This is a genomic window from Streptomyces sp. SM1 (assembly GCF_002910825.1).
GTDB lineage: Bacteria > Actinomycetota > Actinomycetes > Streptomycetales > Streptomycetaceae > Streptomyces > Streptomyces okerensis.
Map to the genome: position 1 here is coordinate 1 of NZ_NEUB01000888.1, position 2,009 is coordinate 2,009.

The 2,009-nt window shown below is 74.0% G+C and carries 1 protein-coding gene; it reads left to right on the forward strand.

All coding sequences use genetic code 11. The annotated features are described in order from the left end of the window. Window positions 1–2,009 (forward strand): DEAD/DEAH box helicase (locus tag B9S61_RS29910; protein ID WP_103545036.1); only part of this gene is annotated, 2,009 nt, incomplete at both ends.

Below are 2,009 nucleotides of genomic sequence, written 5' to 3' on the forward strand. Positions count from 1 at the left end.
CCGCCCTCTGGTCGGGCGAGGCCGACAGCGCCTTCGGCCCGCGCTCGCGGGTGGACACCGCCCTCGCCGTGCGCCGCGCCGCCCGCGTCTGGCCGCCCCTGGACCGGCTCTCCGACCAGGATGTGCCCGATGTGCTGGCCCTGTCCGAGGACGAGCTGAACGATCTGCTCGGCGTGGCCGCCACCCGGCTCGCCGCGGCCGGCGTCGCCGTGCACTGGCCCCGGGATCTCGCCCAGGACCTCACCGTCACGGCGGTCGTCCGCCCGGCACCCGGCTCGGCGACCGACGGCACCGGCTTCTTCGAGAGCGAGGACCTGCTCCGGTTCGGCTGGCAGCTCGCCCTCGCCGGCGACCCGCTCACCGAGGCCGAGATGGATGCCCTGGCCGAGGCCCACCGCCCCGTCGTACGCCTGCGGGACCAGTGGGTACTGGTCGACCCCGCCCTCGTCCGCAAGGCCCGCAAACGGGACCTGGGGCTGCTCGACCCGGTCGACGCGCTGTCCGTCGCCCTCACCGGCCACGCGGAGGTCGACGGCGAGACGGTCGAGGCGGTCCCCGCCGGGGCCCTGGCCGCCCTGCGCGACCGCCTGACCGCCGGTGTACGGCCCGCCGCGCCGCCGCCCGGCCTGGACGCCACCCTGCGCGACTACCAGCTGCGCGGACTGGCCTGGCTCGACCTCATGACCTCCCTCGGCCTCGGCGGCTGCCTCGCCGACGACATGGGCCTCGGCAAGACGATCACCCTCATCGCGCTCCACCTGAAGCGGGCCCGCCGCGAACCGACCCTGGTGGTCTGCCCCGCCTCGCTGCTCGGCAACTGGCAGCGGGAGATCACCCGGTTCGCCCCCGGCGTCCCCGTGCGCCGCTTCCACGGGCCCGACCGCACCCTGGACGACGCCGGCAGCGGCTTCGTCCTCACCACCTACGGCACCATGCGCTCCGCCGCCCCCGACCTGGCCGCCCACGCGTGGGGCATGGTCGTCGCCGACGAGGCACAGCACGTCAAGAACCCCCACTCCGCGACGGCGAAGGCACTGCGCACGATCCCGGCCCCCGCCCGGGTGGCGCTCACCGGCACACCCGTGGAGAACAACCTCTCCGAGCTGTGGGCCCTCCTCGACTGGACGACCCCCGGGCTCCTCGGCCCGCTCAAGTCCTTCCGCGCCCGGCACGCCCGCGCGGTGGAGACCGGCGAGGACGAGGAAGCGGTGGAGCGTCTCGCCCGTCTGGTCCGGCCCTTCCTCCTGCGGCGCAAGAAGTCCGACCCCGGCATCGTCCCCGAACTGCCGCCCAAGACCGAGACCGACCACCCCGTACCGCTCACCCGCGAACAGGCTTCGCTGTACGAGGCGGTGGTGCGCGAGTCGATGGCCGCCATCGAGACCGTGCAGGGCATGGGCCGCCGCGGCCTGGTGCTGAAGCTGCTCACCTCGCTGAAGCAGATCTGCGACCACCCGGCCCTGTACCTGAAGGAGGGGCACGCGCAGACCGGCGGCGACCGGCTCGCCGCCCGCTCCGGCAAACTCGCCCTGCTGGACGAGCTGCTGGACACCCTGCTGGCCGAGGACGGCTCGGCCCTCGTGTTCACGCAGTACGTCGGGATGGCCCGCCTGATCACCGCCCACCTCGCCGAGCGGGCGGTCCCGGTCGAACTGCTCCACGGCGGTACACCGGTGCCGGAGCGGGAGCACATGGTCGACCGCTTCCAGAGCGGCGCGACCCCGGTCCTGGTGCTGTCCCTGAAGGCCGCCGGCACCGGCCTGAACCTCACCCGCGCCGGACACGTCGTCCACTTCGACCGCTGGTGGAACCCGGCGGTCGAGGAACAGGCCACCGACCGCGCGTACCGCATCGGACAGACCCAGCCCGTCCAGGTCCACCGCCTCGTCACCGAGGGCACGGTAGAGGACCGCATCGCCGAGATGCTGGAGGCCAAGCGAGCCCTCGCCGACGCGATTCTCGGCTCGGGCGAGTCGGCCCTCACCGAACTCTCCGACCGTGACCTGTCC